Below are 25234 nucleotides of genomic sequence, written 5' to 3'. Positions count from 1 at the left end.
CGGATAAGTGTTCAATCAGAGTCATAGGTCAGCAATGAGAAGGAAAATAAATCTCATTAGATCATGTCATTTGCCTTCATTCAAGAGGTGCTAAAAAAAAGTATGCTCGCGCCCTGGGATAGAATCGACTCACTTTGCTTTGCTGCCTCTATATTTTTCCATCTAACACGCTATTTTTATACCTGAGACAGACTGAATAACCGAAGGGTGGTAGTCAATGAGTATAAATTATGGGCGATGGGTCAGTTCTGCTGCGTTGGCGGCAACGGTATTGGCCAGTGTGCTGTTGATCGTGAAAATTTTTGCCTGGTGGTTAACGGGATCGGTGAGCCTATTGGCAGCGCTGGTGGATTCATTGGTTGATTTGGCTGCGTCCTTGACGAATTTTTTTGTGGTGCGTTATTCACTTCAACCTGCTGATCAAGAACACACTTTTGGACATGGTAAGGCGGAATCACTCGCGGCTTTGGCGCAAAGTATGTTTATCTCCGGTTCGGCGATTTTCCTGTTTTTGACCGGCTTCCAGCATCTATATTCCCCCCAGTCACTGGAACATGCATCGATAGGTGTATGGGTGATTGTCGTTGCTCTGATTTCCACATTATGTTTAGTGACGTTCCAAAAATGGGTGATCAGTAAAACCCAAAGTCAGGCGATCCGTGCGGATATGCTGCATTATAAGTCCGACCTATTGATGAATGGGGCGATTTTGCTGGCATTGCTTTTGAGTCTGTATGGTTTTAAACGCGCGGATGCACTCTTTGCCTTGGGTATTGGCGTTTATATTCTCTATAGTGCGTTACGGATGGGCTATGATGCCGTACAATCTTTGCTTGATCGTGCCTTGCCAGATGAAGAGCGGCAGGAGATTATTGAGATCATCCAAAATTACCCAGGCATAGCAGGTGGACATGATCTGCGAACTCGTCAGTCAGGTCCGACGCGTTTTATCCAGTTCCATCTGGAGATAGATGATAATTTGCCATTGGTGCAGGCGCATGCTTTGGCAGAGGGGATTGAAAATAAATTGCGGCGTCGATTTCCAGGTGCCGATATTATTATTCACCAGGATCCTTGCTCTGTGGTGTCTGAAGAGCATAAAAACCGCTGGGATTGAAGGGTAATTTATTCATAATCAAAAGAACATCAAAAAACAGACATAATCTTGATGCAGGCTGGGTGTTTTTCCGTATTATAAGTATAGTTGAATCAATTCAGCTAATCAGGTTTCGCAAATATTATATCTACAAGTCAGAGGTCATCATGATCAACAAGATTAAAAGAATCGGAGTCTTAACGAGTGGCGGTGATGCGCCTGGCATGAACGCCGCTATTCGTGGTGTTGTTCGTGCCGCTTTAACCGAAGGGTTGGAAGTCTATGGCATTTATGATGGCTATCTGGGGTTGTATGAAAACCGCATGAAGAAGCTTGATCGCTTTAGTGTTTCCGACATGATTAACCGTGGTGGCACGTTCCTGGGATCAGCCCGTTTCCCAGAGTTCAGGGATGATAAGGTTCGGGAAATTGCTATTGATAACATGCGCAAAAATGGGATTGATGCGTTGGTGGTGATTGGCGGGGATGGATCTTATTTGGGGGCGAAAAAGCTGACCGAAGCGGGTTTCCCTTGTATTGGTTTGCCTGGAACGATTGACAACGACGTTGCGGGTACAGATTACACCATTGGTTATTTCACGGCGCTGGAAACGGTGGTTGAAGCGATTGACCGTTTGCGCGATACGTCAACTTCTCACAAGCGAATTTCGATTGTTGAAGTGATGGGGCGTTATTGTGGTGATTTAACCTTATCAGCAGCCATCGCAGGTGGATGTGAATTTATTGTTCTGCCTGAAAATGAAATTCCATTCGATCGTAAAGAATTGCTGGCGGAGATTCAGGCTGGGATTGAAAAAGGCAAACGTCACGCGATTGTTGCTATTACTGAACATGTCTGTGATGTTGCTGAACTGGCAAAATATATTGAAGCAGAAACCCACCATGAAACCCGCGCGACGGTATTAGGACATATCCAACGTGGTGGTGCACCGGTTGCTTATGACCGCATTCTTGCTTCCCGCATGGGGGCGTATTCTGTCCAACTCCTGCTGGAAGGACATGGCGGTCGTTGCGTTGGTATCCAGAACGAGAAACTTGTTCATCACGATATCATTGATGCGGTGCAAAATATGCAGCGTGTCTTTAAGAAAGAGTGGCTGGAAACCGCGAAGAAACTCTACTAATCCTCTCTGACCTGCAAGATCTTCTTTTGGAGACAGCCATGTAATGTGGTTGTCTCATCTCTCATATTCTTCTTGTGCATAAGCAGAAATTTAAAATTATTTCTGCGTCATAACGCTTTCTGTCAGTTTTTATGGAGAAATCATAATGGCTCAGGGGAAATGTTATCGTGGTTATGCTGTCAAGGGGTATAAATAGAGGCTCAAGATGGGCAATGACAAAAGAGTATGTTGTATCGGCGTTATTCTTGCTGGCGATGACACTGGTGACTCACAGCGCATGGGCAAAAGAGTGGCAATTATTGAACGTCTCCTATGATCCGACGCGTGAATTTTACCAACAGTATGATGAGGCATTCCGCGAATATTGGCGTCACAAGACGGGCGATAATGTAAAAATCCGCCAATCACATGGTGGTTCAGGCAAGCAGGCAACTTCCGTTATTAATGGTCTTCAGGCGGATGTTGTGACGCTGGCGCTGGCTTATGATGTAAATGCTATTGCAGAGCATGGTCGCATTGATAAGAATTGGATTCAGCGTCTACCGGATAATTCAGCGCCTTATACATCAACCATTGTCTTTTTGGTGAGAAAAGGAAACCCTAAACAGATAAAGGATTGGTCGGATTTAATTCGTCCAGATGTTGCAGTGGTCACGCCGAATCCGAAAACTTCCGGTGGAGCACGTTGGAATTATCTGGCTGCCTGGGGATATGGCCTGGTGCATAACAATCAGGATCAGACTAAAGCTAAAGAATTCGTGAAGGCACTCTATAAAAATGTAGAAGTACTGGATTCCGGTGCTCGTGGTGCAACGAATACGTTTGTGGAGCGCGGCATTGGTGATGTATTAATTGCCTGGGAAAACGAAGCCTTACTGGCAATTAATGCGTTGGACAAGGGCAAGTTTGAAATTGTGACACCGAGCATTTCTATTCTGGCAGAACCGACGGTTTCTGTTGTCGACAAAGTGGTTGATAAACGAGGAACGCGCGCGTTGGCAACCGAATATCTGAAATATCTTTATTCTCCGGTTGGGCAAGAGATTGCCGCCAAGAACTATTATCGTCCGCGTGATAAAGCAACCGCAGAAAAATACCGCACGGTCTTTCCTGATTTGAAGCTTTTTACGATTGATGAAGTCTTTGGTGGCTGGGATAACGCCCAAAAAGCGCATTTTGCCACAGGCGGAACTTTTGACGATATTGTCCGGCGTTAATCATTGAACTAATTTGCGCTAGAAAACCGCCACAAGTGATACTGCGTGGCGGTTCTGTCTTGATTAAAAGCTTACGCTTTTTTCGCTTCTGCTGCGGCTTTTACGATAACAGCAAAGGCATCGGCTTTCAGTGATGCACCACCGACCAAAGCACCGTCGATATCTGGCTGGGTAAACAACTCTGCTGCATTGCTGGCGTTAACTGAACCGCCATATTGAATAATGACCTGTTCGGCGATAGCTGCATCCTGCTTCGCGATATGGTCACGGATAAATTTATGAACGGCCTGAGCCTGAGCAGGAGTAGCGGATTTACCTGTGCCGATTGCCCAAACTGGCTCATAAGCAATAACGGTATCTTTGAATGCTTCGGCGCCCAGTGTGTTCAGGACAGCATCGATTTGTCGTGCACAGACGGCTTCAGTCTGACCGGCTTCATTTTCTTGTTCGGTTTCGCCAATGCACAGAACGGGGATCAAGCCTTGCTCTTTCAGGATTGCGAATTTCTTCGCGATGAATTCGTCGCTCTCTTTGTGGTAAGTACGGCGTTCAGAGTGACCGATAATGATATATTTTGCACCGACGTCTTTCAGCATTTCTGCGGAGGTTTCGCCAGTAAAGGCGCCAGAAAGATTGACGCCAACATCTTGCGCACCCAGGGCAATACGGCTACCGGCCAGGGCATTTTTTGCCAGAGAAACATAAACTGTTGGTGGTGCGATAGCGACGTCACAGCCGTCAATGTTGCTCAGTTCTTTACGCAGGCCTGCAATCAGGTCGTTAACCATGTGGGTACTGCCATTTAATTTCCAGTTACCCATAACTAATGGATGTCGCATATTTTTCCCTCCAACCAGAAAATAATCAAATTGCGAACTGAATGAATATTCTTTCTTTGAACGACATTATGATGATGCCATTCCCTGTAAGCGGAATCCCGACAGTATAAAGATCATCAACGCGAATAGCTCTGCGTTGTGTCACTAATTTTCATTTGCTGCTGTGTCAGATAACGATAGCTTAATCGGTTCAATTGCGAAGGTCATTATATTTTCGCTGCTGTTTACGATGATATAGCGTATTGCTCCCATTTTTTGGCTGAAAACAGGGCGTTTTTCTGCTGCCTGCAAAAGCCTTTCTATTTGAATTTTGGCTTGTTCAGGGGAAAAAGTCGGCTCAAATTGACTGATCAGAGCTGTTATATACTGTTTTGTCAGGATACGGTTTTGTTCATCTTCTCGTTCATTTTGTGATGGCAGCAATGTAATTTGCAGGCTTTTAATTTTTTCGCTGCCCCGTTCCAGTACTGCTGATGAGTAGATTTTGTCATTAATTTTACTGGCGGCACGGATGAAAGGCTGAGAAATATCTGTGCTGGCGATTACCCTATATTCATACAGGGGAATGTTCGGATGTTTTTTGTTGTATTTTTCCCGCAAGACAGGGATGGTATCTTCGAAAGTAGGGGAATCCGGCAGCAGGTACGTTAATGGTGAGTTTATTTCTGATGTGACTGAAGACCCATCGGCAGAAGCTGATAATGGTAAACCGATACCAAAAGCGATTAAAATTGTCATCAGAAGTTTATTTATGCTTGTTTTCATTTTATGACTCACTGAGTTAAATCCTGGAAAAACAGCATCCACAATTGGAAAAGAGTACATGACATTACAACAATGGGGATTCTCATTCAAAGGCCGAATTGGAAGGCGAGAGTTTTGGATCGGTATCGCTATCTGTTTCACCCTGATCTTTATACTTCTGACACTGCATGGAATGGATGTCCTCCCCATAAATTATGCGGCGGTCGGTGTTGCTTTGCTGTTGTACCCAACGGCGGCAATTTTTTCGAAGCGCCTGCATGACAGGAATAAACGTGGCGGTTGGGTATTACTATGTGCGCTAGCCTGGATATTGCTGTCCCTTGATTGGAGCGCAATGGCGCCGATATGGCAGTGGGGAATTGGCCGTTTTGTTCCAACACTGGTTTTTGTCATGATGATATTGGATTGTGGTGTATTCCGTGGTACGGAAGGCGCCAATCGCTTTGGTGAGATGGCAGAAACGGTTGATTACATTTCTGCCAAGGAAAACTGATTACCAGTATTGCTCGCTGGTGATATGGCCTGGTTTACGACGCAGATGTTTTGCCATATTGCGTTGTTCTTTTAATAGTTGCTGGGTATCCCTGACCATTTGGGGGTTCCCGCACAGCATGATATGGCTGTTTTCTGCCTGAATGGGTAAGCCGACAGCCGATTCCAACTCGCCATTTTCAATTAATGTCGGAATTCTGCCCATAAGCGAATTTGGCCATTTTTCCCGGCTGACGATGGTTTGTATCCGTAGTTTACCCTGAAATTTTTTCTCTAATTCCTGCATCATGGGCAGATAACTCAAATCTTTTCCCCATCTGGCCGCATGAACCAAAACGATATTTTCGAATCGTTCCAGATCAGTTCCTTGCTGGAGGATGGAAAGGTAAGGGCCAATGGCGGTGCCAGTGGAAAGCATCCAAAGTGTATGACAGTCAGGAATTTCATCAAGAACGAAAAAACCCGCCGCTTGCTCTGTTACCAGTAATTCATCTCCGGTTTTTAGTTCAGCCAGTCGGGAGCTGAGTTTTCCTTCTGGGACGGTTACCAAATAAAATTCCAGATTATTGTCATTGGGAGCATTGACATAAGAGTAAGCTCGTTGGATGCGTTCCCCCCCAATTTCCAGTGCAAGTTTTGCAAATTGTCCGGCGGTGAATTTTTCTATTGGTGCATGAACCTTGATGCTGAAAAGCGAATCAGTCCAGTTGGTTATGCCGGTAACTTTTCCTGTAACCCAATTTGCCATTACGGTTAACCTCTCTACACAATATGGTACGGATTAATATGATGTGAATTAATGCGACACAAATGAACACGGCGTGAATTGGTGATTTTTTGTAACGATTCTACGTGATTACTTGAAATAGCATTATCGATTACGTGTGACAGTTTAATTAACTGGATTTTTGCCAATATTATGGTTTGATATGTACATTTTTATTGACATATATGGGTAATATGTCTGTCATTTTTTCTTCATGTAACATTGTATACTGCAAAGAAAAAATATAGATTTACTAAGTAGATCATATCTAATGAAGTCAGTTTATCAGGTTCTTTATTAAGTACTTGAAGGGTTCACTACGGCTGTTTGCAATGAGTGATTGCTCTATGGGTTATTGTTTTCAATTGGTGATTGAATAAAGTGCGATGAAAAAAATAGAACACTTTAATTTATTGTTGATGCTAACTGCCTTGGTCGCTGTAGGGCAAATGACGCAAACAATCTATGTGCCAGTTATTGCTGATATGGCAAGTGATCTTAATCAGCCTGCGGGTGAAGTTCAGCGAGTGATGGCGGCGTATCTGTTTTCTTATGGATTTTCACAACTTTTTTATGGACCACTATCTGACAAAGTGGGACGTCGCCCTGTGATTTTGGCGGGAATGTCGATTTATCTGGTGGCGACGATATGTGCTCTGTTTGCGCCAAATTTGCGGGTATTGGTGATTGCAAGTGCATTACAGGGATTGGGTACTGGGGTAGCAGGTGTGATGGTGCGTACCATGCCACGGGATTTATATACGGGCACGACGTTGCGTCATGCCAATAGCTTGCTAAATATGGCCATATTGGTTAGCCCTCTGGCCGCACCCATGATTGGTGGGACGGTTGCTCACTATTTTGGTTGGCGCTCCTGCTATTTGTTTTTATTGATGCTAGGAGCTGTCGTTGCTTTCTTCCTGTTACGGCATTTACCGGAGACTCGTCCCACAGGGACTGGACATAGTGCGATGCTGGTTTCTTTCCACCAATTACTCTCGCATGGTGCTTTTATCTCTTACCTGACCATGTTGGTGGGGGGACTGTCTGGGATTGCTGTTTTTGAAGCCAGTTGTGGTGTGTTGATGGGGGCGGTTTTGGGACTGGATAGCCTAACTGTCAGTATTTTGTTTATCTTGCCAATTCCGGCGGCGTTTTTTGGAGCATGGTATGCGGGGCGTGAAGGAAAAACATTTTATCGACTCATGTGGCGCTCTGTGACCTGTTGTTTGCTGGCGGGTATCCTGATGTGGTTGCCCGGCTGGTTGGGTATCATGAATATCTGGACCTTGTTGATACCTGCTGCATTATTCTTTTTTGGTGCCGGTATGTTGTTCCCACTGGCGACGACGGGAGCGATGGAACCCTTCCCTTATTTGGCCGGAGCCGCAGGTGCTTTGGTCGGGGGATTGCAGAATATAGGTTCAGGCATAGCAACATGGCTGTCGGCGCTGTTACCGCAAAATAGCCAATTTAGCGTTGGGATGCTGATGTTTTCCATGTCATTGCTGATTCTATTTTGTTGGCTACCCATTTCCCAGCACTTCCAGCGTCAGGAACATACGGCTTTGTAGCAACGATTGTGTTTAAAAAAGGCTCTGGCAGAGTGTATAAACAATCTCAGGTGCCAAAGCCTTTATCTCACTTGCGCAATATTTCGCGGTTAGGCGCGATCTTCCCACTCTTGAGCACGGGCAACGGCTTTTTTCCAGCCATTGTATTTATGGTTGCGTTCAGTCGTTTCGATACTTGGGCGGAATTCTTTTTCGACTACAGCCTTACTTTTCACTTCATCCAGATCTCGCCAGAAGCCGACGGCCAAACCTGCCAGGAAAGCCGCGCCTAAAGCAGTGCTTTCACGCACTTCAGGGCGTTCCACACGCGTGCCAAGAATATCGGATTGGAACTGCATCAGGAAGTTGTTGGCAACAGCACCGCCGTCTACACGCAGGGCTTGCAAGCGTGTACCCGCATCAGCTTGCATAGCATCCAGAACATCGCGGGTTTGGTAAGCGATGGATTCCAGGGTAGCACGAATAATATGGTTGCTATTGGCGCCACGGGTCAGACCGAAAATAGCGCCACGGGCGTAAGGATCCCAATACGGGGCACCAAGGCCAGTAAAGGCAGGAACAACATAAACGCCATTACTATCTTTGACTTTGGTTGCGAAGTATTCTGAATCTGTAGCATCTGCGATAAGTTTTAGTTCATCACGCAGCCATTGGATGGAGGCGCCTCCAACAAATACTGCGCCCTCCAGTGCATAATTGACTTCACCACGTGGACCACAGCAAATCGTTGTCAACAGACCGTGATTGGAACGAACAGCATCTTTGCCGGTGTTCATTAGCAAGAAGCAGCCGGTGCCGTAAGTATTTTTTGCCATGCCAGGGTGTACACACAGTTGTCCGTACAAAGCGGCTTGTTGGTCGCCTGCGATACCCGCAATAGGAATGCGAGTGCCACCTTTACCGCCGATATTGGTTTGACCATAGATCTCCGAGGATGCGGCCACTTTAGGCAGCATAACGCGGGGTATGCCCAACTCATCAAGGATTTTTTGATCCCATTCCAGATTATGGATATTAAACAGCATGGTACGGGAAGCATTGGAGTAATCGGTGACGTGTACGCGTCCCTGAGTCATTTTCCAGACTAGCCATGTATCGACTGTCCCGAATAAAAGTTCACCATTTTCAGCGCGTTGACGGACACCTTCGATGTTATCCAAAATCCATTTTATTTTCGTACCAGAGAAATAAGGGTCAAGAACCAAACCGGTATTGTGGCGGATGTATTCTTCCAGTCCCTCTTTCTGTTTCAGTTTGGTGCAAATATCTGCTGTCCGGCGGCATTGCCATACAATTGCGTTATAAACCGGCTTTCCGGTTTCTTTTTCCCAGACAATGGTTGTTTCTCGTTGGTTTGTGATACCAATACTGGCAATTTGATCTGAGCTAATGTCAGCTTTTGCCAACACTTCAACTAAGGTAGAGCTTTGACTTGCCCAGATTTCCATTGGATCGTGTTCTACCCAGCCAGGCTTGGGATAGATTTGTGGAAATTCACGCTGTGAGATACAGACAATATTAGCGTCATGATCAAGTACAACGGCGCGTGAACTGGTCGTGCCCTGATCCAGAGCAACAATATATTTTTTTTCTGTAGTATTTTCTGTTGTCATAACTATAACCTGGTTTTATGTATTTTAAATCTCGCGCGGTAAATGGCGAGTAATCAGTTTGCGGTAGCCAAAAGCACCTAAAATTGCGCCAACAATAGGGGCCACCAACGGAACAAGGCAATAAGGAATGTCTCGGCCTCCGGTTAGGGCAATGTCTCCCCAGCCGGTCAAATAAGCAACTAATTTGGGGCCGAAGTCACGAGCTGGATTCAGGGCAAATCCGGTCAGTGGGCCAAACGAGCCACCGATAACAGCAATCAGAATCCCGATTAACAGTGGCGCTAAAGGTCCCCGTGGGATGCCGTTGCCATCATCTGTCAGGGACAGGATTAGACATAACAGAACGGCTGCGATAATAACTTCAACGATAAACGCATGAAATACGGAAATCTGGGCAGCAGGGTAAGTAGAGAAAACTCCCGCAGTAAAGAGGCTTTCCTGTGAGCCGCGAACGATATTGTGGACTTGCTCATAGTCGAGGAAAAGGTTGTAATACATCATGTAAATGATGAGGGCTGCGACAAAGCCACCGAACATTTGGGCAATGATATAAGGCAGCACTTTTTTTCTGTCAAAGTTGGCAAACAGGCATAACGCAATAGTCACTGCGGGGTTAAGATGTGCGCCTGAAATTCCGGCAGTGAGATAAACTGCCAGGGCAACGCCAAAGCCCCAGATAATGCTGATTTCCCATAAGCCCAATTGTGCTCCGGCGATTCGGGCAGCAGCAACGCAGCCTAAACCAAAAAAAACGAGCAATGCAGTACCTAGAAATTCGGAAATGCATTGACCTGATAGTGTTGGAGTGGTGGTCTGGCTCATTTCTATATCCTATATCCAATAACAAAGTACAGGGGGAGAGAGATTAATTATTAGTCCTTTCTTATGTATTAAGAGAAAGGTGCCTGTGAATTTATCGTTAATGCGCGTAAACGAGAAATAGCGAAATTGAAATCTGCGTGTTGCGTCAACAAAATGAGCGAATTCGCATTTATTTGCAGTTTTATTGAGCTTGGAAATGTGATCTTATAGACATTTGGGTTTGGTCACTATATTTCGCGTTATGCCGCAGATTGCAAGGATGAAACTAGACAGACGTTAATAGGCTAAATACAATCAATAACATTGCTTACAAGAGGGGCCCCAGAATGTCATTTGAAGTTTTTGAGAAACTAGAATCTAAAGTTCAGCAGGCGATTGATACCATCACTTTGCTGCAAATGGAAATTGAAGAATTAAAAGAAAAGAATGCCGTCTTATCTCAGGATGTCCAGAATATGGCGGATAGCCGTGATTCTCTGGTACGTGAAAATGAGCAGCTCAAACAAGAACAAACAGCATGGCAAGAGCGCTTACGCACTCTGTTGGGTAAGATGGAAGATGTACAATAAGGTATCCAACGGCTTGGCTGAAAAGGGCGATAATTGCCTGTCTTTTAGTCACATCTCAAATTACGGTCAAATGACCGTAATTTGAAAAAACTATCTATCTGATTTTAAATAAAACATTTTTTAGCACTGTATTGAGAGGTTCAAAATAATTCATATAAAAAACAGCATGATAAAAAATTGTGACTAAAAGACAGGATAATTGCGCCCTTTTTTGTATCTCTTTAACTTAGCTCTTCGTCAATTTCCAGAGGGAAATCTGATAAGACAATGCCAGTATTATCTGCGTAAAGATAGTCACCAGAGAAGAATGTGACGCCACCAAAATTCACTCTGATATCACTTTCTCCCACCCCTTCGCTATTGGAGCCAGCAGGAATAGCAGCCATTGCCTGAATTCCAATATCAAGCTCTGCGAGATAATCGACCTGACGCACTGCGCCATAGACGACAATGCCTTCCCATTCATTATTGACGGCGAGTTGAGCCAGTTCGGCATCAACTAGCGCCTTGCGTACTGATCCACCACCATCAACGAGCAAAATGCGACCATGTCCATTTTCTTCAAGTAAATCATAGAGAAGGCCATTATCTTCAAAACATTTCACTGTGATGATTTGACCACCAAATGAAGTACGTCCACCAAAGTTGGAGAAGATGGGCTCTACCACATTAATATCTTCTTGATAGATATCACAAAGTTCGGAAGTATCATATTTCATGGGATTTACGTCTGGTTTATGCAAGGAGCGGACAGTATATCCTTTTAAAGCCAATGTTGGCAAAACCATCAATCTTGAAACCTATATGTAAAATTGATGCCTATTTGCTTAATTAACCCGATATATGGACACCGACTTAATTCAAGTGGGTAGATGAATTTTTCTGACAACGTAGTCGCAAACATATATTTGGCTTCAGTGAGTCCTGATGAAAATTCGCACTCTCTGTCTTTATTAATTCAACAGTCTCGATAGACTGATCGGGTTACCAGGTTCACAGAGAGTCGGGACTACCTGTTAATGACATCAATTTATGGGCTTTTGCTACATAAAGGGTGACTCATCGCGTTTCATAACTCGATTATTGGTTGACCAGTGCCCACGCTATTCGGGCATTTTTATTTGCCAGCGCTACCGCTGCCTTATTGAGTCCGCTACGAGTTATCACGCCTTTTAACCAACGCTGTAATCCATTACATCGTTCGTCGGGAGGTTTTTGCACCCGATAGCTTAGCGTGCGATTGGTTGTGTTGTATGAAGATATAAAAAAGCCGCACGTAAAGGTAATTCGTACAGAGATCCCTATTGTTGAATAAATACACAAAATATGTACAATTTATACGTACATCTTTGGAGATATATTATGCGTACATACACCTCAACCCAAGCACGAGCCAATATTTCAGAAGTGTTGGATGCTGCTACTCACGGCGAACCTGTTGAGATTACTCGTCGAAACGGCAGCTCAGCAGTCGTTATCAGTAAGGCAGAATTCGAGGCATACCAGAATGCCAAACTGGATGCAGAGTTTGATTCGATTATGCAACGTCATGGGCATACGGTAGAGGCACTGACAAACCGATGATATGGGTCAGCGCACAGGAAATTATCGCTTTTCATGACCGTATATTACAGCGGCTTCCCGGCGTTGCTGGAATGCCTGACTCTGGCAGAGCCGAAGCACTCATCTATCGAGTACAAAACCGTACACACTACGAAGGTGTAACAGACATTTTTGAACTTGCAGCCACCTATTGGGTTGCTATCGCTCGTGGTCATATTTTCAATGATGGTAATAAGCGCACGGCGTTTTTTGTTACCATGATTTTTCTCTACCGCAATGGTATCAAGCTCCGTGATAACGACAATACATTGGAAAACTTAACGGTAGAAGCTGCCACGGGTGAGAAAACTATTGACCAGTTGGCACAGCACCTGCGCGAATTGGTGGACTATACTAACCCAAGCTATAATCCATGATAACAGCACGTTTTTGAGGATGTAAGGAACATCTCGTTCAGATGGGTACACAAGGGTGTACCCCTAGAAAATATCGAATAACATAAACTCGGTATTCATGCTGGTTTAAGCCAGATACTCAATGAATAAATCCGCCTCGGTTGAGACGGTAACGCTAATTAAGTACCAATCCAATGGAAAACAGAATATTCGTCAATAGTGCCGCTTTGACCATTTGCACTAACTTGGGACGCATGCCTTCAGGTGTTGGATCACTCAGCACTTGCCCCATATGTTTTAACAGCAGGGGAAAAGCAAGCAGGAACAACCAACTAAACCCATTATCCAGGTATAGGAATGTGAAGGTGACAAGGCAGAGCATGGCAGTTAGCAAAACGGTGGCATGGTAATAGCGAGCCTTTTTTCCTCCTAACCGGACAGCCAACGTATTTTTGCCGTTTTGGCGGTCACTTTCGATATCGCGTAGATTATTAATGTTCAAGACTGCGACGGAGAGTAAGCCACTGGCAGTTGCGGGCAAAATGGTGCTTAGGGAAAAAGTACCAGCTTGCAGATAGTAAGTACCAAGAACGCTCAACCAACCAAAGAAAATCAGGACAGAAATGTCCCCCAGCCCCAGATAACCATAAGGGCGAGTACCCACGGTATAAGTAATGGCAGCGACAATCGCCAGTAACCCCAGAATCAAGAATCCGATAATGTCATCTGGATTATTGCAGGCCACAGCAATGAGGGAACTTCCTGATAAACAAGAGATCAGCACAGCGATCTTCAATGCATTTTTCATCTGCTTTGCGGTAATCAGGCCTTTTTGCATACCGCGTTTTGGGCCAATGCGTTTTTCGGTATCACTGCCTTTGGTGACGTCACCATAATCGTTGGCGAGGTTGGAAAGAATTTGCAACATGGCTGCGGTTAATAAAGCCAGTAACGCGACAGGCCATTTGAAATGCCCTGTCCATGACGCAAGGGCTGAACCTGTGATGACGGCAGCAACGGCCAGTGGGAGCGTTTTGGGGCGTAAACTTTCCAGCCATGCCTGCATCTGACTGATAGACGTTGTTGAGCTCATATTGTCACTGTTTGTCATTATGATTGATGTAATAAATTTTATACCATCGAAAATAGCAAAATGGGAGGCTAAAAGCCCCCCATTTCAATAAGTCCGGCAAATTATTGGCGCTAATCAAACCAATAATATGACTGATTATAAAATAAACCGACTCAAATCTTCATCTGCAACCAGTTCATCCAGGTGCTCTTTGACATAATCGGCATTGATTTCGACAGATTGTCCTTGCCGTTCGCTGGCGTCAAAAGAGATGTCTTCCATCATACGTTCAAGCACGGTGTGCAGACGACGGGCACCGATGTTCTCAGTGGTTTCATTAACTTGCCATGCTGCTTCCGCAATTTTACGGATACCGTCAGTCGTGAATTCAATATTCATGCCTTCAGTTGCCATCAGGGCCTTGTACTGTTCAGTCAGTGAAGCATTAGGTTCGGTCAGGATGCGTTCAAAGTCTTCGGTGGTCAGGGCTTGCAATTCAACACGGATTGGCAAGCGGCCTTGAAGTTCAGGGATCAAATCAGAAGGGCTGGCAACCTGGAATGCACCGGAGGCGATAAACAGGATGTGATCAGTTTTGACCATGCCGTGTTTAGTGGAAACTGTGCAGCCTTCGACAAGTGGCAGTAGATCGCGCTGGACACCTTCACGGGAAACATCTGGACCGGAAGTTTGACCGCGTTTACAAATCTTATCGATCTCATCAATGAAAACGATGCCGTGTTGTTCAACTGCATCAATTGCCTGCTGTTTTAGTTCTTCAGGATTGACCAGTTTTGCCGCTTCTTCTTCGACCAGCAACTTGAATGCGTCTTTGATTTTCATCTTACGGTTTTTTTGACGCTGGCCTGCCAGGTTTTGGAACATGGATTGTAACTGATTTGTCATCTCTTCCATGCCCGGAGGTGCCATGATTTCAACACCAACTGGAGCGGCTGAAACTTCAATTTCAATTTCTTTATCGTCTAATTGGCCTTCACGCAATTTCTTGCGGAATGCCTGACGGGTTGAAGAGGGTTCCGATTGAGGTTCTGCTTGTCCCCAGTTATTTTTTGCTGGTGGCAGCAAGACATCCAGAATACGCTCTTCAGCTAACTCTTCTGCACGATAGCGATTCTTCTCAATGGATTGCAGACGCACCATTTTGACTGCGGCATCAGTGAGATCGCGAATGATGGAATCGACTTCTTTACCGACATAACCCACTTCGGTGAATTTAGTGGCTTCAACCTTGATAAATGGAGCGTTGGCCAGTTTTGCCAGACGACGGGCAATCTCGGTTTTACCGACACCGGTTGGGCCTATCATCAAAATATTTTTTGGCGTGACTTCATGACGCAGTGATTCATTCAACTGCATGCGGCGCCAGCGATTACGCAGGGCAATAGCAACAGCACGTTTTGCTTTGTCCTGACCGATGATGTGATTATTAAGTTCGCTGACAATTTCGCGAGGAGTCATTTCAGACATACTATCTATCCTTACGATTTCGAAGGTAGTTCTTCGAAGTTGTGATTATGGTTGGTGTAGATACAGATATCGCCAGCGATAGTCAGAGCGCGTTCTGCGATTTCTCTGGCACTGAGTTCGGTTGTTTCCAACATAGCGCGAGCAGCCGCCTGTGCATATGATCCACCGGAACCAATGGCGATGAGATCATTTTCTGGCTGAATCACATCACCATTACCTGTAATGATCAGAGACGCATTTTCATCTGCGACAGCAAGCAAGGCTTCCAGCTTGCGCAGCATGCGATCCGTTCGCCAGTCTTTGGCAAGCTCAACGGCTGCTTTGGTTAGATGTCCTTGATGCATTTCGAGTTTCCGTTCGAACAGCTCGAACAGAGTGAAGGCATCAGCAGTACCGCCGGCAAAACCCGCGATGACTTTGTCGTTGTAAAGGCGGCGTACTTTGCGGACATTGCCTTTCATAACGGTATGACCCATTGTTGCTTGTCCATCACCACCGATGACGACTTTGCCATTACGGCGAACACTTACGATTGTAGTCACGAGTTAGCCCCTGGTTACAAAATAGAAGATGGTACACACGGAGCATGAATGTGTTATCCCACAATTGCTTACGCACTGCTGATAAAAGCACCATGTGTATATTATTAGAGACTAAGATGGGGGAGCTTTCCGCTTTTTCAACCCCCAGTGGGGCGGAGAATACAGCCAGGTACACCAGCTCCTGCAACCCGTTCGCGCATTTTTTCAGCGCTGGCTTTATTTTTATAAGGGCCAAGTACAACACGGTTCCAATTATCTTTCGTGGTAATCTGACTCTCAATGCCGGCAAATGCAAGGCTGGCACGGACGGATTCCGCCTGTTCCATTGCGCGGAAAGAGCCACATTGTAGCATCAATTTCGCCTCATTGGTTTCAGACTTTGTACTGGCTTGGGAAGAAACTGAAGGCCTTTTTTCCGGCACGGCTGCCGGCTTTTGTTCTGGCAAAATCTGTTCAATATGTTGCTGTTGCGCAGGAGGATTGATCAACACATGTGAACGTGGAACAAGTTCACTGTTATAAGGTACCTCTTTCAATGAAATAGGCGGTTGGCGCATATCTGCTTGCATTTGTTCGAGTAGCTGTCTTTGCTCAGGTGTTAGCTGAGGGGGCTGGTTTAGCGGTTTATTTACGGTTGCATCGGGCTCCTGTATGGAAGATTCATTAACAGGACGATTTTCCAATTCCTTGATATAACTCCAGCGCTCTTCTGGTTTTGGTGGCAGGCCGTGCCCCTTGGTTTGATGATGGGACTGTGAGGCATTTTGTGCACTCTCTTCCTGCTTATTTTCTTCCTGTTTATTGTGTACGATGAAATAAAGCCCACCAATAAACATGACCACTAAGGCCACAGCAACGGCTAATGTAGTTTTGGGTAATCCTTGAGCCTGATTTTTTTTCTTACCAGTACTTTTCCGACGGGGATTGCTACGCCCGCGACTCACATAATCTCGTTGTGCCACTGTTTAATTCACTAAGTTATTTAAAAAATTGAAGAATAGATAACTAATGTTACTTAAGCTGTCGTTATTTGCCTAGCTTTTAGGCGAACAAGTACTCGCACGGATAATCAATTCTGCCTCCAATAATCTTGAATCTTTGGAAACCAAACGACCTTGAAGCTGTTCCAGCAATAACAGAATGGAGTGATACCCAATCTCATAGCGGGGATGTTCCACTGTAGTTAGGGCTGGTTCGCAGTATTGAGCCAGGTTTAAATTATCGAAACCGACAATAGAGAGATCTTCTGGTAATTTTAATCCCATTTTTTTAGCTTGCCACATTGCGCCTATTGCCATGACATCACTATGACAAAAAATAGCACTTGGCGGTTCTGGCAGGGTAAGCAGGGTTGCCGCCGATGTCGCTCCGCTTTCATAGGTGAAATCACCGCGGATAATATATTCTTCGCGGATATCTTCTCCTGAGCGTCGCAATGCCTGGATGTAACCTTGCAAGCGATAGTGGCACAGTGGCATGGTTTCCGGCCCGGTAATGCAGGCAATACGTTTATGTCCCAATTTTTGCAAATGATGAGTGGCATTGAAGGCGGCTGTCAGGTTATCAATATGGACAGTGGGGAGTTCCAGTTCAGGAGCGAATTCATTAGCCATAACCATTGGAGGCAGGTTTTTTTGTTCCTCTTTGGGAACATCGAAAGGAATGTTGGAACCCAGTAGCACCATACCATCAATGCGTTTGGTGATCAGAAGATTGATAAACGCATGTTCTTGCTGTTGTTGATGCCTGCAATCACCAATCAGAACCAGGTAACCATGTTTAGTCGCGGTTTCTTCAATGCCCCGAATAACCTCAGTAAAGAAGGGATCACTGATATTGGGAACAATAACCAAGATAGTTCTGGATTCATTACGCCGTGAATTTTTGGCCAGGTTGTGGGGATAGTAACCCACTTCCAATACCGCATTCTCAACCTTCTGACGTGTACGGACAGAAACCTTGTCAGGATTCATTAATGTTCTTGATACGGTTGCGGTAGAAACGCCAGCCATTTTGGCAACATCTTTCATGGTTGCCAACGCGCAATTCTTTTTTTCCATAGTTCACTCCTCACTCTCCACAGGCAGCGAAACGATTGCTATCCGGCTGCTAAAAAAACGCCAGTCTTGCCTGAGAAGGGAGTGCTGGCGGATTATTTTATTCAGTTATATTAATAAATTCATTTTAAGCCGATTAATAGATCAACTTGTTACTTTGTTTGCATAAATGTGTGATATAAATCATTTTTTAGAGATACTTCGCAAATTAAAGAAATAATTATCAATTTTCAGTGGGATCAACATCAATGTTCCATTTCACTTTACGTGCCTGTGGCAGTGTAGTGATTTGGGGATAGATTCCGGCCATCATTTTCTGGAGGAAAATGCGGGAAGGGTGCTGAATCATCAACTGCCAACGATAACGACCGCCACGTTTGGCCTGTAACGCGGGTACTGGCCCCATGATCCATAAATGACCATCATGCTGTGGATGATGTTCAAACAGTTGACGCATATGTTGCAAAAATGCGGGGGCTTGCTGATTATCGTGATCTTCTGCGCGGAGCAGGATATGGCTCACAAAAGGTGGCAGGTGAACTTGCTGACGCTCTTCCATCGCTTGCTGGGCAAAGGCATCGTAGCCTTTTTCCAACAATATTTGTAAAAGTGGATGTTCAGGATGGTGGGTTTGGAGGACAACTTCTCCTCGTTTTCCGGCGCGTCCAGCCCGACCGGAGACTTGGGTATAGAGTTGGGCAAAACGTTCGGCAGCCCGAAAATCAGCAGAAAATAAAGCACCATCGACATCCAATAAGGCGACCAGTGTCACATCGGGGAAATGGTGACCTTTCGCCAACATTTGAGTGCCGATCAAAATGCGGGCGCCACCTTGATGTACTTCGGCCAGTTGCTGTTCCAGCGCGCCTTTGCGGCTGGTGGTATCACGGTCGATACGGGTAACCGGAGTATTGGGAAACAGTTTTGTAATGCCATCTTCAAGTTGTTCAGTGCCCAAGCCAACCGGAATTAAGTTAGTGGTGCCACATTGTGGGCACTGGCGTGGGATTGGGCGCTGGCTGTCACAGTGATGGCAACGCAGGTGGCGGTGATTTTGGTGCAGGGTGTAATAGTGATCACAGCGTTGGCATTCTGCTATCCAGCCGCATTCGTGACAGAGCAGGGCAGGAGAATAACCTCGGCGGTTCAGAAATAGGATAACCTGATTGTCAGCTTTGAGATGTTCACCCATGCGATTGATGAGCGGCTGGGATAATCCAACCGTCAATGGCAAGCCTTTCAGATCGAGTAAATGCTGAGTGGCTGGTTGGGCATGGCCTGCCCGTTGCGTTAAAGTGAGTTGGCGATATTTTCCCTGTTGCACATTATATAGCGTTTCCAATGCGGGGGTGGCAGAACCCATAATAATCGGAATACCCTCTTTTTTCGCTCGGAACACTGCCAGATCGCGGGCATGATAGCGCCAGCCTTCTTGCTGTTTGTAAGAGCTGTCATGTTCTTCATCAATAATGATGATCCCCAGATGCGCAAAGGGGGTAAACAGAGCAGAGCGTGTACCGATAACGATGGCATTTTCCCCTCTTTTCGCCTTTAGCCAAACTGTCAGCCGTTCGCTGTCATTCAAGGCTGAATGCAGAACATCGATAGGGGCGTTAAAACGTTCACGGAATCGGCGGATAGTTTGTGGCGTCAAACCAATTTCCGGCACTAAAATGAGAGCCTGTTTACCTTGTGCAAGAATGTTCTCCAGTACACTGAGATAGACTTCTGTTTTACCCGATCCTGTGATCCCTGCCAGTAGCCACGGAGAAAAAGTTTTATTTTCTGCACGGATGGCACCGACCGCAGTAGCTTGCTCTGTATTGAGCTTTAACCGCTCGCCAATGGTTTGAAACAGCGCACGCCAGTCTTCCGCTTCTGGCTGGGTGGGATGCAGAGCGATCAGTGATTTTTTTTTCAGTGATTGCAGTGCGCTTTCACTTAACTCCAATTCAGAGACCTGGTGACGATAAATGGGATGTTGGCGCAAAGCGGCCAACGCCTTTTGCTGTTTAGCGGAGCGCTTGAGTTGTGCAAGCGGGAGTTCACGGCCGGCCTCAGTGACTTGCCATTGCCAAAGTGGCGTAAATTCTGTCGGTTTTCCCTGCCGTAGCAAGACTGGCAGGGCATGAAACAAAACTTCTCCCAGCGGATAGTGATAATAGCTGACTGCCCACAGGAGCAATTGCCAGAGATCGCTGGGAAAAAGGGGCTGGACATCAAGAATGGTGGAAATAGACTTGAGTTGTTCAGGAGGAAATTCACTGCTATCAGTGATACCAGTAACGATACCTATCGCATTACGCTTACCAAAAGGTACAAATACTCGAACACCGATAGCTGGCAAAGGTAATCCTGTAGGCAGTAGATAATCAAACGTGCGGGTTAGGGGGACAGGTAATGCAACCTGAACAACTGTCATAAGGCAATTTCCGGATAATTAATGACCAGGCGAAAGAACGTATAGCGATAAGAGTATCATAGCAAATCCGCAGATTTCATTGCGCAATAAACAGATATTCTGTATGATCCGCCGCCTTTGGTATAGAAATTACCGATACATATTTTTTTATCAACACGACGTGTGGTGTCTGGCGGCAAAACAAGGCTGGATAGCGACACGGCCTGAACAGAGGTTTCCCATGAAACAAGGTATCCATCCTAAATACGAAGAAATTACTGCATCTTGCTCTTGCGGTAATGTAATCAAAATCAACTCTACTGTAGCTCACAATCTGAACCTGGACGTCTGTGGTGCATGTCACCCATTCTACACTGGTAAGCAGCGTGACGTTGCAACTGGTGGTCGTGTTGATCGCTTTAACAAACGTTTCAGCGTTCCAGGTTCTAAGAAGTAATAACTTTTTTCGGTCTGTCATCCATACAGGCCGGATAGTTAAAATAAAAGTTAAAACAAAAACGCCCGATGTTTTGCATCGGGCGTTTTTGTGATTAATATTCCCATGTATCCGGATCAATACCTCGCTCGCGCATCATGATTTTCGCGGCTTCCGGGATTTCATCATAGCGTTCTTTGCGCAAATCGTTATCATTAGGCAGAGGCTGTCCAGTGAACGCATGCAGAAAAGCTTCACACAGCAATTCGCTGTTTGTTGCATGGCGCAGATTATTCACCTGACGGCGAGTGCGCTCATCAGTCAGGATTTTCAATACCTTTAGCGGGATTGAAACTGTAATTTTTTTGACCTGTTCACTTTTTTTGCCATGTTCAGCATAAGGGCTGACATACTCACCATTCCACTCAGCCATGAGATACCTTAAATAATTTTTGAATCAAGTAATTGAGATCAGAAGTTGGAAGGAATTTCTGATCTGTTTTCATATCGATAATGCAATAGTCTAACATAATTAGCCTGTCGACTATATTGTCCCATCTGCACTAATTTATAAAAAATAACCAGAAGACATATAAAGTGTAATGACAGTCATTGAATTATGGTATTAAACCGCAAAATAATTTGGATGTCTAGATGTATTGACGTCTATCTTTCCAGTCGTTATTCTTGCGTAACGCTAATAATAACGATGATGGGTAAAGGTCATGGGATGTAAGCAAGCGACAATTGCGGTTCACAGTGGTTCAAATATTGATGAACAATATGGTTGTGTTGTTCCGCCTATCTATCTTTCCAGTACCTATAACTTTACGAGTTTCAATCAGCCCAGGGCGCATGATTATTCCCGCCGTGGTAACCCTGGCCGCGATGTGGTTCAACAGGTTTTGGCCGAGCTGGAAGGGGGCGCCGGCGCCATTTTGACCAGCAGTGGCATGTCAGCGATCCATCTGCTCTGTACGGTATTCCTGCAACCAGGGGATTTATTGGTTGCGCCTCATGATTGTTATGGCGGAAGTTACCGCCTGTTTGACAGTCTAAGCAAGCGTGGGGCATACAAGGTGATTTTTGTTGATCAGTCAGATGAGCAGGCGTTGAAACAAGCGTTGGCTAAAAAGCCCAAACTGGTGCTGATTGAAACACCGAGTAATCCTCTGTTGCGGATCGTGGATATTCAATACATTTGTAGATTAGCCCATGAAATTGGGGCATTGGCTGTCGTCGATAACACCTTCTTAAGCCCTGTCCTGCAAAAACCATTGGAGTTGGGGGCGGATTTAGTGGTGCATTCCTGCACGAAATATTTGAATGGCCACTCTGATCTGATTGCGGGAGCCATTATCGCTAAGGAACCATCCATCGCGGAAGAGCTGGCTTGGTGGGCGAACAATATTGGCGTGACGGCTGCGGCCTTTGATAGCTATCTGCTATTGCGTGGCATTCGTACATTATCTGCCCGCGTATTGCTCCAACAAAACAATGCGGCTGCCATTGTGGATTATCTGCAACAGCAGCCCCAAGTGAAAAGGCTCTTCTATCCTGCGTTGAAGAACCATCCGGGACATGAAATTGCTGTTAAGCAACAGCAAGGTTTTGGGGCGATGCTCAGTTTCGAACTGGATGGTGATGAACAGGCCATGCGTCGTTTCTTATCTGCGTTAAAATTATTTACCTTGGCTGAATCTCTCGGTGGTGTGGAATCGTTGATTTCTCATACTGCAACCATGACACACGCGGGAATGTCGGCAGAAGCAAGGGCTCAGGCAGGGATTACGGATTTGCTTCTTCGTGTCTCTGTAGGAATTGAAGATAGTCAGGATTTAATTGCTGATCTGGACAAGGCGTTTCAGGCAGCGGCAACGAGGTAATCATGAGCATAGTGGCAACAGCGGGGGCGGAATCTGGCCGTCAGTTACATAAATTTGGTGGCAGCAGTTTGGCTGATGTGAAATGTTATCAGCGGGTTGCTGAAATTATGGCGAACTACAGCTTGCCGGGTGATTTGATGGTGGTATCGGCTGCGGGGAGTACGACTAACCAGTTGATCGATTGGCTGAAATTGAGTCAGAGTGACCGGATATCCGCACATCAAATACAGCAGTCTTTGCGACGTTACCAGCAAGAATTGATCCGTGGCTTGTTGCCCGAAGCAGTTGCAGAAGAACTAAATGCAATGTTTATCGCTGATCTGGAAAGATTAAGTGTATTGTTGGATAAGCCGGTCACCGATATCACCTATGCGGAGGTTGTTGGTCATGGCGAGATCTGGTCTGCCCGTTTAATGGCGGCGGTGCTGGAAAATCAAGGTATCTCCAGTGCATGGCTGGATGCGCGTCAATTTCTGCGGGCAGAGCGCATTGCGCAGCCGCAAGTTGACATCAGTTTATCTCAGCCTCTGCTCAGCCAACTATTGATCCAAAACCCCAATAAGCGTTTAGTGGTTACCGGTTTTATCTCCAGTAACCAGAAGGGGGAAACGGTATTATTGGGGCGCAATGGCAGTGACTATTCTGCTACCCAAGTTGGGGCTTTGGCGGGAGCCAAAAAAGTCACAATTTGGAGTGATGTGGCGGGGGGTTACAGTGCTGATCCGCGTAAAGTCAAAGATGCCTGCCTGCTGCCATTGCTGCGTTTGGACGAAGCCAGTGAATTGGCACGTTTGGCCGCGCCCGTGCTTCATACCCGTACATTGCAGCCTGTTTCTCTCAGCGATATTGAACTGCAATTGCGTTGCAGTTACCAGCCTGAACAGGGTTCCACCCGTATTGAACGAGTGCTGGCAACGGGGACTGGGGCAAAAATTGTGACCAGCCATGATGATGTCTGCCTGATTGAATTGCATGTTTCTCCCGCCCACGATTTCAAACAAATCTATAAGGATATTGATTCCTTGTTGAAGCGCGCCCAAATCCGGCCATTGGCGATCGGGTTACATGCAGATTGCAGCTTGATCCAACTTTGCTATACCTCTGAGATTGTGAATAGCGCCCTTGATGTTTTGCAGGATGCGTCCTTACCCGGCAAACTTTCTTTGCGTGAGGGTTTGGTGCTGGTGGCGTTAGTGGGAGCCGGTGTATGTAAGAATCCGCTGCATAGCCATCGTTTTTATCAACAATTAAAAGATCAACCCGTTGAATTTATCTGGCATGCAGAAGATGACATTAGTCTGGTGGCCGTACTGCGTTCAAATCAGACATTGCATTTGATTCAGGGATTGCACCAAAGCCTGTTTAGGGCAGAAAAACGCATCGGTTTGGTGCTGTTTGGTAAAGGGAATATTGGTTCACGTTGGTTGGAACTGTTTGCTCGTGAACAGAAGAACATTTCCGCTCGCAGCGATTTTGAATTTATTTTGGCGGGTGTCGTTGATAGTCGTCGGAGTTTGCTGAATTATCAGGGGATTGATGTCAGTCGGGCGTTGGCCTTCTTTGATGACGAAGCGATTGAACATGAAGAAGATGCTCTGTTTTTATGGATGCGGGCACATCCTTATGATGATTTAGTTGTATTGGATGTCACGGCAAGTGAAGAATTGGCTAAAGAGTATATCTACTTTGCCAGTTATGGATTCCACGTCATCAGTGCCAACAAAGTTGCCGGTTCTTCCGACAGCAATACATACCGTATGATCCGCGATGCCTTCGCAAAAACGGGGCGTCATTGGTTATACAACGCCACAGTGGGTGCAGGGCTGCCGATTAACCACTCTGTCAGGGATTTGCGGGAAAGCGGTGATACCATTCTGTCCATCAGCGGTGTTTTTTCCGGCACATTATCCTGGTTGTTCTTGCAATTTGATGGTTCTGTGCCTTTTAGTGATTTAGTTGAGCAAGCATGGCAACAAGGGTTAACGGAACCCGATCCGCGCATTGATCTTTCTGGTCAGGATGTGATGCGTAAGCTGGTTATTCTGGCTCGCGAAGCGGGTTATGAAATAGAGCCTGATCATATACGTATTGAATCTTTGGTGCAGGAAGAGGCTCGATGTGGTTCTATCGAAGAGTTCTTTGAAAATAGTACTGTTATTAATGAACAGATGTTGCAACGGTTGGAAGCGGCACGGGAAATGGGCATGGTACTACGGTATGTCGCCCGTTTTGATGCCAGTGGTAAGGCAAAAGTTGGTGTGGAAGCGGTGCGTAGCGATCATCCATTGGCTTCGCTGTTGCCGGCAGATAATGTCTTTGCGATAGAAAGCCGTTGGTATCGTGATAATCCGTTAGTGATCCGTGGGCCAGGAGCGGGACGAGATGTCACCGCGGGAGCAATCCAATCGGATTTAAATCGTCTGTCGCAACTTCTGTAGTCCAATATCTCTATAGGCAAGATATTGATCCATCAAACTTTAGCAGGGATATAACAGG

Annotated in this window: 25 protein-coding genes; 11 read left to right on the top strand and 14 right to left on the bottom strand. The window is 45.7% G+C overall.

Going from position 1 to position 25234, the window contains the following annotated elements:
* Positions 1-217 precede the first annotated feature (217 nt).
* The 3 genes from fieF to Xedl_RS12985 all read left to right on the top strand — a co-directional run bounded on the left by fieF (position 218) and on the right by Xedl_RS12985 (position 3458).
* Positions 218-1117: a CDF family cation-efflux transporter FieF gene (gene fieF / locus Xedl_RS12995; RefSeq protein WP_074024260.1), complete on the top strand. Its 900-nt coding sequence runs from the start codon at positions 218-220 to the stop codon at positions 1115-1117.
* A 146-nt stretch (positions 1118-1263) separates the two neighbouring features.
* Positions 1264-2241: a 6-phosphofructokinase gene (gene pfkA / locus Xedl_RS12990; protein WP_074024258.1), complete on the top strand. Its 978-nt coding sequence runs from the start codon at positions 1264-1266 to the stop codon at positions 2239-2241.
* A gap of 254 nt (positions 2242-2495) precedes the next feature.
* On the top strand, positions 2496-3458 hold the full coding sequence (locus Xedl_RS12985; protein WP_422645894.1) for a sulfate ABC transporter substrate-binding protein: 963 nt from the start codon (positions 2496-2498) through the stop codon (positions 3456-3458).
* Positions 3459-3529: 71 nt separating this feature from the next.
* Here the strand turns inward: Xedl_RS12985 and tpiA are convergent, their stop codons facing one another.
* Together tpiA and Xedl_RS12975 are read right to left on the bottom strand one after the other, a co-directional pair.
* Positions 3530-4297: a triose-phosphate isomerase gene (gene tpiA, locus Xedl_RS12980; RefSeq protein ID WP_074024255.1), complete on the bottom strand. Its 768-nt coding sequence runs from the start codon at positions 4295-4297 to the stop codon at positions 3530-3532.
* 144 nt (positions 4298-4441) lie between these two features.
* A complete protein-coding gene (locus Xedl_RS12975; RefSeq protein ID WP_074024295.1) occupies positions 4442-5062 on the bottom strand; it encodes a DUF1454 family protein in 621 nt (206 codons plus the stop codon).
* A 58-nt stretch (positions 5063-5120) separates the two neighbouring features.
* Between Xedl_RS12975 and Xedl_RS12970 the strand changes: the two genes are divergently transcribed.
* Entirely contained in the window at positions 5121-5555 is a 435-nt protein-coding gene (locus Xedl_RS12970) for a DUF805 domain-containing protein (protein ID WP_074024252.1), read from the top strand.
* Here Xedl_RS12970 and fpr read toward each other — a convergent pair whose 3' ends face one another.
* Positions 5556-6302 carry a ferredoxin--NADP(+) reductase gene (gene fpr / locus Xedl_RS12965; protein WP_074024250.1) on the bottom strand — a complete coding sequence of 249 codons (747 nt, stop codon included), beginning with the start codon at positions 6300-6302 and terminating at the stop codon, positions 5556-5558.
* A 404-nt stretch (positions 6303-6706) separates the two neighbouring features.
* Between fpr and emrD the strand changes: the two genes are divergently transcribed.
* Positions 6707-7894, top strand: coding sequence for a multidrug efflux MFS transporter EmrD (gene emrD, locus Xedl_RS12960; RefSeq protein ID WP_074024248.1), 1188 nt, complete (start codon positions 6707-6709; stop codon positions 7892-7894).
* An 89-nt stretch (positions 7895-7983) separates the two neighbouring features.
* Here emrD and glpK read toward each other — a convergent pair whose 3' ends face one another.
* Both glpK and Xedl_RS12950 read right to left on the bottom strand, forming a co-directional pair.
* A complete protein-coding gene (gene glpK, locus Xedl_RS12955; RefSeq protein WP_074024246.1) occupies positions 7984-9507 on the bottom strand; it encodes a glycerol kinase GlpK in 1524 nt (507 codons plus the stop codon).
* Between the two features lie 24 nt (positions 9508-9531).
* Entirely contained in the window at positions 9532-10329 is a 798-nt protein-coding gene (locus Xedl_RS12950; protein WP_074024244.1) for an MIP/aquaporin family protein, read from the bottom strand.
* 326 nt (positions 10330-10655) lie between these two features.
* On the opposite strand from Xedl_RS12950, the gene zapB reads away from it, so the two are divergent.
* Positions 10656-10898, top strand: a complete 243-nt coding sequence (gene zapB / locus Xedl_RS12945) for a cell division protein ZapB (RefSeq protein WP_074024242.1) — start codon at positions 10656-10658, stop codon at positions 10896-10898.
* A gap of 221 nt (positions 10899-11119) precedes the next feature.
* Here zapB and rraA read toward each other — a convergent pair whose 3' ends face one another.
* Together rraA and Xedl_RS33620 are read right to left on the bottom strand one after the other, a co-directional pair.
* The gene (gene rraA, locus Xedl_RS12940) at positions 11120-11617 is read right to left on the bottom strand and encodes a ribonuclease E activity regulator RraA (RefSeq protein ID WP_074019119.1); all 498 of its coding nucleotides are present in this window, start codon (positions 11615-11617) and stop codon (positions 11120-11122) included.
* Positions 11618-11978: 361 nt separating this feature from the next.
* Entirely contained in the window at positions 11979-12119 is a 141-nt protein-coding gene (locus Xedl_RS33620; RefSeq protein WP_422645895.1) for a hypothetical protein, read from the bottom strand.
* A gap of 141 nt (positions 12120-12260) precedes the next feature.
* Here Xedl_RS33620 and Xedl_RS12930 point away from each other — a divergent pair, with 141 nt between their 5' ends.
* Entirely contained in the window at positions 12261-12482 is a 222-nt protein-coding gene (locus Xedl_RS12930; protein WP_074024241.1) for a type II toxin-antitoxin system Phd/YefM family antitoxin, read from the top strand.
* The gene (locus Xedl_RS12925; protein ID WP_074024239.1) at positions 12479-12877 is read left to right on the top strand and encodes a type II toxin-antitoxin system death-on-curing family toxin; all 399 of its coding nucleotides are present in this window, start codon (positions 12479-12481) and stop codon (positions 12875-12877) included. Before Xedl_RS12930 ends, Xedl_RS12925 begins: the two co-directional genes overlap by 4 nt.
* Before the next feature lie 154 nt (positions 12878-13031).
* On the opposite strand, the gene Xedl_RS12920 is transcribed toward Xedl_RS12925, so the two are convergent.
* From Xedl_RS12920 to priA, 6 genes are all read right to left on the bottom strand, one after another.
* On the bottom strand, positions 13032-13949 hold the full coding sequence (locus Xedl_RS12920) for a 1,4-dihydroxy-2-naphthoate polyprenyltransferase (protein WP_074024237.1): 918 nt from the start codon (positions 13947-13949) through the stop codon (positions 13032-13034).
* Between the two features lie 135 nt (positions 13950-14084).
* Positions 14085-15416 (bottom strand): HslU--HslV peptidase ATPase subunit, encoded by a 1332-nt coding sequence (gene hslU / locus Xedl_RS12915; RefSeq protein WP_074024235.1) that lies wholly within the window; start codon positions 15414-15416, stop codon positions 14085-14087.
* 11 nt (positions 15417-15427) lie between these two features.
* Entirely contained in the window at positions 15428-15958 is a 531-nt protein-coding gene (hslV, locus tag Xedl_RS12910; RefSeq protein WP_074024233.1) for an ATP-dependent protease subunit HslV, read from the bottom strand.
* A gap of 137 nt (positions 15959-16095) precedes the next feature.
* Positions 16096-16920, bottom strand: coding sequence for a cell division protein FtsN (ftsN, locus tag Xedl_RS12905; protein ID WP_074024232.1), 825 nt, complete (start codon positions 16918-16920; stop codon positions 16096-16098).
* A gap of 72 nt (positions 16921-16992) precedes the next feature.
* A complete protein-coding gene (gene cytR / locus Xedl_RS12900; RefSeq protein ID WP_074024230.1) occupies positions 16993-18018 on the bottom strand; it encodes a DNA-binding transcriptional regulator CytR in 1026 nt (341 codons plus the stop codon).
* A 220-nt stretch (positions 18019-18238) separates the two neighbouring features.
* Complete coding sequence (gene priA / locus Xedl_RS12895; RefSeq protein WP_074024229.1) at positions 18239-20437, bottom strand: primosomal protein N'; 2199 nt, start codon at positions 20435-20437, stop codon at positions 18239-18241.
* Positions 20438-20657: 220 nt separating this feature from the next.
* Between priA and rpmE the strand changes: the two genes are divergently transcribed.
* Positions 20658-20873 carry a 50S ribosomal protein L31 gene (gene rpmE / locus Xedl_RS12890; protein ID WP_074024227.1) on the top strand — a complete coding sequence of 72 codons (216 nt, stop codon included), beginning with the start codon at positions 20658-20660 and terminating at the stop codon, positions 20871-20873.
* Positions 20874-20967: 94 nt separating this feature from the next.
* Here rpmE and metJ read toward each other — a convergent pair whose 3' ends face one another.
* On the bottom strand, positions 20968-21285 hold the full coding sequence (gene metJ / locus Xedl_RS12885) for a met regulon transcriptional regulator MetJ (RefSeq protein ID WP_074024226.1): 318 nt from the start codon (positions 21283-21285) through the stop codon (positions 20968-20970).
* A 292-nt stretch (positions 21286-21577) separates the two neighbouring features.
* Between metJ and metB the strand changes: the two genes are divergently transcribed.
* Together metB and Xedl_RS12875 are read left to right on the top strand one after the other, a co-directional pair.
* Positions 21578-22738, top strand: a complete 1161-nt coding sequence (metB, locus tag Xedl_RS12880) for a cystathionine gamma-synthase (RefSeq protein WP_074024224.1) — start codon at positions 21578-21580, stop codon at positions 22736-22738.
* A 2-nt stretch (positions 22739-22740) separates the two neighbouring features.
* Complete coding sequence (locus Xedl_RS12875) at positions 22741-25176, top strand: bifunctional aspartate kinase/homoserine dehydrogenase II (protein WP_074024223.1); 2436 nt, start codon at positions 22741-22743, stop codon at positions 25174-25176.
* Positions 25177-25234: the final 58 nt, after the last annotated feature.

This window comes from Xenorhabdus eapokensis (genome assembly GCF_001908105.1).
Note: the sequence above shows the minus strand (reverse complement) of the source record. Positions and strands in the feature narration are given on the sequence as shown.

Bases quoted from the DNA above. Each gene is read 5' to 3' on its own strand.
- zapB (WP_074024242.1), top strand. From the start codon at position 10,656: ATGTCATTTGAAGTTTTTGAGAAACTAGAATCTAAAGTTCAGCAGGCG.
- pfkA (WP_074024258.1), top strand. From the start codon at position 1,264: ATGATCAACAAGATTAAAAGAATCGGAGTCTTAACGAGTGGCGGTGAT.
- cytR (WP_074024230.1), bottom strand. From the start codon at position 18,018: ATGGAAAAAAAGAATTGCGCGTTGGCAACCATGAAAGATGTTGCCAAA.
- Xedl_RS12920 (WP_074024237.1), bottom strand. From the start codon at position 13,949: ATGAGCTCAACAACGTCTATCAGTCAGATGCAGGCATGGCTGGAAAGT.
- hslU (WP_074024235.1), bottom strand. From the start codon at position 15,416: ATGTCTGAAATGACTCCTCGCGAAATTGTCAGCGAACTTAATAATCAC.
- Xedl_RS12975 (WP_074024295.1), bottom strand. From the start codon at position 5,062: ATGAAAACAAGCATAAATAAACTTCTGATGACAATTTTAATCGCTTTT.
- Xedl_RS12985 (WP_422645894.1), top strand. From the start codon at position 2,496: ATGACACTGGTGACTCACAGCGCATGGGCAAAAGAGTGGCAATTATTG.
- tpiA (WP_074024255.1), bottom strand. From the start codon at position 4,297: ATGCGACATCCATTAGTTATGGGTAACTGGAAATTAAATGGCAGTACC.
- emrD (WP_074024248.1), top strand. From the start codon at position 6,707: ATGAAAAAAATAGAACACTTTAATTTATTGTTGATGCTAACTGCCTTG.
- Xedl_RS12875 (WP_074024223.1), top strand. From the start codon at position 22,741: ATGAGCATAGTGGCAACAGCGGGGGCGGAATCTGGCCGTCAGTTACAT.
- metB (WP_074024224.1), top strand. From the start codon at position 21,578: ATGGGATGTAAGCAAGCGACAATTGCGGTTCACAGTGGTTCAAATATT.
- fpr (WP_074024250.1), bottom strand. From the start codon at position 6,302: ATGGCAAATTGGGTTACAGGAAAAGTTACCGGCATAACCAACTGGACT.
- Xedl_RS12930 (WP_074024241.1), top strand. From the start codon at position 12,261: ATGCGTACATACACCTCAACCCAAGCACGAGCCAATATTTCAGAAGTG.
- priA (WP_074024229.1), bottom strand. From the start codon at position 20,437: ATGACAGTTGTTCAGGTTGCATTACCTGTCCCCCTAACCCGCACGTTT.
- Xedl_RS12970 (WP_074024252.1), top strand. From the start codon at position 5,121: ATGACATTACAACAATGGGGATTCTCATTCAAAGGCCGAATTGGAAGG.
- rraA (WP_074019119.1), bottom strand. From the start codon at position 11,617: ATGAAATATGATACTTCCGAACTTTGTGATATCTATCAAGAAGATATT.
- fieF (WP_074024260.1), top strand. From the start codon at position 218: ATGAGTATAAATTATGGGCGATGGGTCAGTTCTGCTGCGTTGGCGGCA.
- glpK (WP_074024246.1), bottom strand. From the start codon at position 9,507: ATGACAACAGAAAATACTACAGAAAAAAAATATATTGTTGCTCTGGAT.
- rpmE (WP_074024227.1), top strand. From the start codon at position 20,658: ATGAAACAAGGTATCCATCCTAAATACGAAGAAATTACTGCATCTTGC.
- metJ (WP_074024226.1), bottom strand. From the start codon at position 21,285: ATGGCTGAGTGGAATGGTGAGTATGTCAGCCCTTATGCTGAACATGGC.
- Xedl_RS12950 (WP_074024244.1), bottom strand. From the start codon at position 10,329: ATGAGCCAGACCACCACTCCAACACTATCAGGTCAATGCATTTCCGAA.
- Xedl_RS12925 (WP_074024239.1), top strand. From the start codon at position 12,479: ATGATATGGGTCAGCGCACAGGAAATTATCGCTTTTCATGACCGTATA.